At 41.6% G+C, this 5,449-nt stretch carries 5 protein-coding genes; all 5 read right to left on the bottom strand.

What is annotated here, in order from left to right:
• Positions 1 to 229: 229 nt before the first annotated feature.
• The 5 genes from ACE1AT_RS01600 to ACE1AT_RS01580 all read right to left on the bottom strand — a co-directional run bounded on the left by ACE1AT_RS01600 (position 230) and on the right by ACE1AT_RS01580 (position 5,005).
• Entirely contained in the window at positions 230 to 1,555 is a 1,326-nt protein-coding gene (locus ACE1AT_RS01600) for an efflux RND transporter periplasmic adaptor subunit (protein WP_374865565.1), read from the bottom strand.
• Between the two features lie 583 nt (positions 1,556 to 2,138).
• Positions 2,139 to 2,783 (bottom strand): hypothetical protein, encoded by a 645-nt coding sequence (locus ACE1AT_RS01595; protein WP_374865564.1) that lies wholly within the window; start codon positions 2,781 to 2,783, stop codon positions 2,139 to 2,141.
• A 208-nt stretch (positions 2,784 to 2,991) separates the two neighbouring features.
• On the bottom strand, positions 2,992 to 3,693 hold the full coding sequence (locus tag ACE1AT_RS01590) for a carbonic anhydrase (RefSeq protein ID WP_374865563.1): 702 nt from the start codon (positions 3,691 to 3,693) through the stop codon (positions 2,992 to 2,994).
• A 27-nt stretch (positions 3,694 to 3,720) separates the two neighbouring features.
• Positions 3,721 to 4,032 carry a P-II family nitrogen regulator gene (locus ACE1AT_RS01585; protein WP_374865562.1) on the bottom strand — a complete coding sequence of 104 codons (312 nt, stop codon included), beginning with the start codon at positions 4,030 to 4,032 and terminating at the stop codon, positions 3,721 to 3,723.
• Between the two features lie 4 nt (positions 4,033 to 4,036).
• A complete protein-coding gene (locus ACE1AT_RS01580) occupies positions 4,037 to 5,005 on the bottom strand; it encodes a sodium-dependent bicarbonate transport family permease (protein ID WP_374865561.1) in 969 nt (322 codons plus the stop codon).
• Between the last annotated feature and the right edge of the window lie 444 nt (positions 5,006 to 5,449).

Below are 5,449 nucleotides of genomic sequence, written 5' to 3'. Positions count from 1 at the left end.
TGCGGGGGTTTCCGAGCCAGCGCGTTGCGGAGGTTCCACGCCACCTGCTTTATGCCGGGGAACCCGTCCACCGCAGTGGCTCCTCCGTTGTAGCGACTGGCGTCCCGTTGTAGTACCTGGCGTCGGGTCAAGAGCGTTGTAACACGTGGCGTGGACAAGGGGGAAAATAAACACCGATGACCAATGACCAATGACCAATAACCAATGACCAATGACCATTGACTAATTCTTATTGAGATTCTGGATTAATGGGAGCTCCATCTCTAAGGTTGAGTAGTCCCGAAACAATTATTCTTTCTCCTGGTTGTAATCCTTTCAATACTTGATAGTTATTACCCTTGATATTGCCTAACTCAACACGCTTTTGTTTAGCTACTAGTTGGGGTTTACCTTGAGGTGATCTTTGGTTTTGCTCGACAAAGACAAAGTTTTGTCCAGCTATACGAGCAACGGCTGATGTTGGGATAACTACTCCTGAGCTTTGACTAAAGATCACTCTTGCTCGTACATATTCATCTGCTCTGAGTTTATTATTCTCATTGTCATACAGTGCTTTGATCTGAATCATGCGATTTTCGTTATTCGCTTTCGGAGAGATAAAAAATACCCGACTACTACCAATAGTCTGACCTTGAGGATTAATAAGTTCTACTAGCATTCCGTTACGCAGTTGAGATGCACGTTCTATTGGTACAGATACATTTATTTCTAAAGGTCGATTTTGAGTAATAGTAGCTAGCTGTGTAGACGTGTTGACGAAATCACCTGATTTTACGGGGATATCACCAACAGTCCCAGCAAAGGGAGCTGTGACTCTGTAGTACTGGAGTTGGACTTTTTGTTGGTTAGTGTTAGCTAAAGCTTGCTGTAAAGATTTTTCGGCTTCGACGACTGCGGCTTGTTGGGCTTTAATTTTGGATTCATTTGCACTGAAAGCAGCTCTTGCTACAGCTAGTCTATTTGCATACTGTTCTTTTGTTTGTTGAGATACGGCTCCTTGGTTGGCAAGATCGACATAGCGGTTGTAATCTTCCTGGTTTAATTTCACATCGGCAAGAAAGGATTGTCTGTCTGCTTCCAAGGATCTCAGAGTAGCTTTGGCGTTTTCCACTTGCGATCGCGCCGCTTGAGCAGCAGCATTAACACTACTAACCGCTGCTTGTTGCTCTCTTGAGTCTACTTGAATAATCGGGTCTCCATCTTTGACTGGATCTCCTGCTCTGACAAATATTTGACTGACTTGACCTTGAATTCTTGGTTGCAGAGCTACTGAACGACGCGATTCGATATTAGCGATATATTCTGAACTTTCTTCAATTGTGCCTGATTCAACGGCAGATACTTTTACTGGTATTGCTGGGGGTTGAGCCGTTGCATTAGCTTTTGCAGGTGTTTGGTTTTCTGAGGCAAACACACGCCAAACAGTGATTCCTCCTCCTGTCAAGGCTACCAGAGCCAACAATAACCAAAGCCACCGGCTTTGTTTGCGAGGTGGCTGGCTTTCTGTCTGTGGAGGATTATTTTCAACTTTAGTGTCAGACTGCGGGGATGTCATGATTAGCAGAGACTAAAAACAAATTAAGGATGCGTGAAACTGGAACTAGGTAAGTGATATAGAGATTACTGTTATCTTTGGGTGAATTATGCAACAACCCATTAAAAATATACTGTTTTATAGTTTATATCTAATCCACCTAAAGGTAAATTATCTCACCTAGTTTACGAAGAAAATGAGCTAATTGTCTTTCCTGTTCTTGCTAAAAATGTTCTAATCTTGCGATTTTTGGAATCACCACACTGAGTAATTAATAAGGTAAAAACAATCATTTTTCAGAAAGCAGACAGTTGTTTGTGTTTGACAAAATGCTCTGTTGATGGTGGCTGTTTCTCTGAAATAATTTAATTTTTTTATATTATGGTAATTTAAGTAATTACACTCTACTAAAAGTAAGATACCTCCTCATAAAAGCACTTATCTTCTAGAATCAAAGGCATTATAAGGAGAGTATATACTTTGACAACTTAAATTCAATTAATTTGTCATCTACCTAAAGTATAAAACTACTCAATTATTTAAATATGGTTGAGTTTAAATGCGATCGCCTGCTTCCAAGTAATCATATCTTAAGTATATATCTCTATCTAGCCACAAATTTAAAAGAACTCAGTACTTGGTCAAAGGCTTTTTTGTAGATAGCGTCATGATTACCGTAGTTAGTCTTCCCAAATGAAATGATGATGATGTTAGAGTTTTTGGGATGAGAAAAAACGAGGTTTTCATTCTCGTATAAACCGCTAGATTGGAAAGCGAACGCATTTCGTCCTGCAATTTTTGTATTTTTGAAGGTGCGGGTGATTCCAAACTGATTACTTTGTTCTACCCATTTCTGCAATGACAACTTGCGTGGATTGCTAGCGACTCTGACACTGACATTGGCTGGGTATTCCGTTCCGCCTTCATATGCACCGGAGCGAATTTCCTTGGCGTGCTGCTGAGTCCAGATTTCTACTACAGAAAGTATATTATCATTGCTTGTAGGTTTGTATGCTTTGTCATCCACAACAAAACCTTTGGGAGAATAGCTAAACTGAAAGCCATAGCGATCGCTACGGTAAATGGCTTGATTTTGAGAGAAACTTTTTTGACTAGAAATAGAACTTGTTGGTAAGGAACTGGCTTTGAGTGGAGATTGAGATTGACAGGCGATCGCACCTGTTACAATCAAACCCAACGCCAGTGGATGCAAAACCCATTTTTGGAAGTGGCGAGAGTTATTAATCATCTTGATCATTTCAATTTGAACATCTAAATCTATTGCTTAGATTAGATTCAAGATTGAAATGACTAATTCCACAATCTAATGTAGGGTGCGTTATGCCGCAGGCTAACGCACCACCAATAATATCAAAGATCGTGCGTTTGCTGCGTCAACGGAGTTCAAACACTCGACCACGAGTATTAAACACTCAACGACGAGTATCAAACACATTTTAAGTAATAATCCCCACACTCCCGGTATCTAAATCATAACGACCACCCACGATTTTTAATTTACCAGATTGCAAGCGCTCAGATAACAGGGGCGATCGCTTTAACCGTTCAATTTGATAATGCACATTGGCAACAACAACTTTGTCAACCATATCGCCTGATTGCTCTTTGAACTTTTGCACAACTGGCTTAATTGCTTTGACAAAGGTGCTAATATCACCAGGTAACACTTCATTTTGGACGGCGGCGGTAACTGCTCCACATCGCTCATGACCTAACACCATCAGCAAAGGAGTATTTAACAAAGCAACCGCATACTCAATACTGCCGATCGCTTCCGGGATGGCAATATTTCCCGCAATGCGAACATCAAAGATATCGCCGATACCCTGATCAAAAATAATCTCGGCCGGGACTCGCGAATCTGCACAACTTAAAATAGTTGCAAATGGATGTTGAGCTTGAGCAACTTCCTGCAACCGAGCCTGAGTTTGATCGGGATATTGGGGTTGATGCTTCACAAAGCGCTGATTTCCCGCCATCAACTTTTGCAGTGCAGCATCTGGATCAAGAGAAACAGGAGCAGTTGGGGGTAATTCGGCGGCTTGAACTTGTTCAATCTGCCAGAGTAAATCACCAGCAGTTACCACCAAACCAAATCCCCCAATCGCTCCCCACTTTAAAAAGTCACGACGTTCCATGAAACGCTTCCTTGCATGTACAGTTTTTTACAGCGACGCAACACATTTTAATGAGCGGATTTCCATCACATCTGAGATGTAACAGGTTCCTCCAAATTTATTGAGTACTGGTCTGATATGTTCCACTGCTGACTTGAGTTGTTCTGGCAGACAGAAAGCAATAATGTAAACATTGTCAAGCATCGTCATATCCAAATCTTCAGCCATTCCTCGTAATCCCTTACCAGCGACATTACGAATCACAATGTGACCATGGACACCTGATTTGTCCAAACTCTCCAAAATTTTAGCCAGTTCAAAAGAGTTGGCAATAATTTCTATTTTTTTGACTAAGTGCATAACATTAGCTCCAAAATAGGTTAATTCCGTAGAGATATAGCGGAATTCCCACAATAATGTTGAACGGGAATGTGACTGCTAAAGCAGTAGAAACGTACAGACTGGGATTTGCTTCTGGAACGGTTAATCGCATTGCTGCTGGGACAGCTATGTAAGAAGCACTCGCACACAGCACAGCAAATAAAAGTGCGTCTCCTTGAGCCATACCAATTGTTTTGGCGATCGCTAACCCAATCACTGCATTGACGATGGGAATTAGTATGGCAAATGAGATCAGAAAAACTCCGGTTTTTTGCAAGTCTTTAATTCTTCTGGCTGCAACCAACCCCATATCTAGTAAAAAGAAGGTGAGAACGCCATAAAACATTCCCTGAGTAAAGGGTTCTAAAACCTGCCAACCGTGTTCTCCTGTTAAGAATCCGATTACCAGACTACCAACTAAAAGAAAGACGGAACTGTTGAGAAATGCGTCTCTTAAAACTTCCGGCCAAGAAAAATCCCGCTTACCATCAGTCGTGAATAAATTCACCAAAATCAAACCAACAATGATGGCTGGCGATTCCATCAGAGCCAAAGCTGCTACCATGTAGCCATCGAAAGCAATGCCTAGTTCACTCAAAAAGGCGCTGGCTGTGATAAAGGTGACAGCACTGATAGAGCCATAGGTGGCTGCGATCGCAGCTGCATCGTAAGTATCCAGTTTCAGCCTCAGAATAAAAAACGTATAAATCGGCACAGCACAAGCCATCAGCATTGCGGCGAAAAGCGTCAGCACTACTTCCTGGGTGACGCCGCTTTTCATCAGTTCAACCCCTCCCTTAAACCCAATCGCAAACAACAAATAAAGCGAAAAAAGTTTGGGTATGGGTGCAGGAATTTCTAAATCAGACTTGACAAAAACAGCAGTCATCCCCAAGAAAAAAAACAAGACTGGTGGATTCAGGATGTTGGATACTATCAAATTGGCATCCATGTCCATCCCTCCTTATGCTGATGAAGCTTGAAGTTTAAAAAACTTTGCATTGAAAAAAACTTACACAACCATAAGCTTTGATGTAACGTGTATCGCTACCTAATGTCAATTGAATGTGAAGTATCTCAAAACTTAACTGTAGTTTTGTAGGTTGGGTGTAGCGACAGCGAAACCCAACATTATAGTCTGGTTAATGTTGGGTTACACTCCGTTCCACCCAACCTACATAATGTCCTTTTTGAAAAACTCCTCTTTTCAAGATGGACGAGGTTTAGTACCAAATCGTATAAGTTCCTATAGGAATTGTGACATACTCCTACACTGATGCAAGCATACAGTGTAAGCTTCTCATCCAATCCAGCTATTGCTTCGGAGGCGATGAGCTTTGTTTTAAGTCCACGGAATGCCCTACCGCAGACTATGCAATTTCTGACCTTGTACCCT

It is taken from the genome of Pelatocladus sp. BLCC-F211 (assembly GCF_041928655.1).
Lineage (GTDB): Bacteria > Cyanobacteriota > Cyanobacteriia > Cyanobacteriales > Nostocaceae > Pelatocladus.
This window is presented reverse-complemented; position numbering and strand designations above follow the sequence as displayed.

What these genes read in the sequence shown, in the direction of transcription:
- ACE1AT_RS01585 (WP_374865562.1), bottom strand. Translation starts at nt 4,032, where the DNA reads ATGCACTTAGTCAAAAAAATAGAAATTATTGCCAACTCTTTTGAACTG.
- ACE1AT_RS01580 (WP_374865561.1), bottom strand. Translation starts at nt 5,005, where the DNA reads ATGGATGCCAATTTGATAGTATCCAACATCCTGAATCCACCAGTCTTG.
- ACE1AT_RS01600 (WP_374865565.1), bottom strand. Translation starts at nt 1,555, where the DNA reads ATGACATCCCCGCAGTCTGACACTAAAGTTGAAAATAATCCTCCACAG.
- ACE1AT_RS01595 (WP_374865564.1), bottom strand. Translation starts at nt 2,783, where the DNA reads ATGATTAATAACTCTCGCCACTTCCAAAAATGGGTTTTGCATCCACTG.
- ACE1AT_RS01590 (WP_374865563.1), bottom strand. Translation starts at nt 3,693, where the DNA reads ATGGAACGTCGTGACTTTTTAAAGTGGGGAGCGATTGGGGGATTTGGT.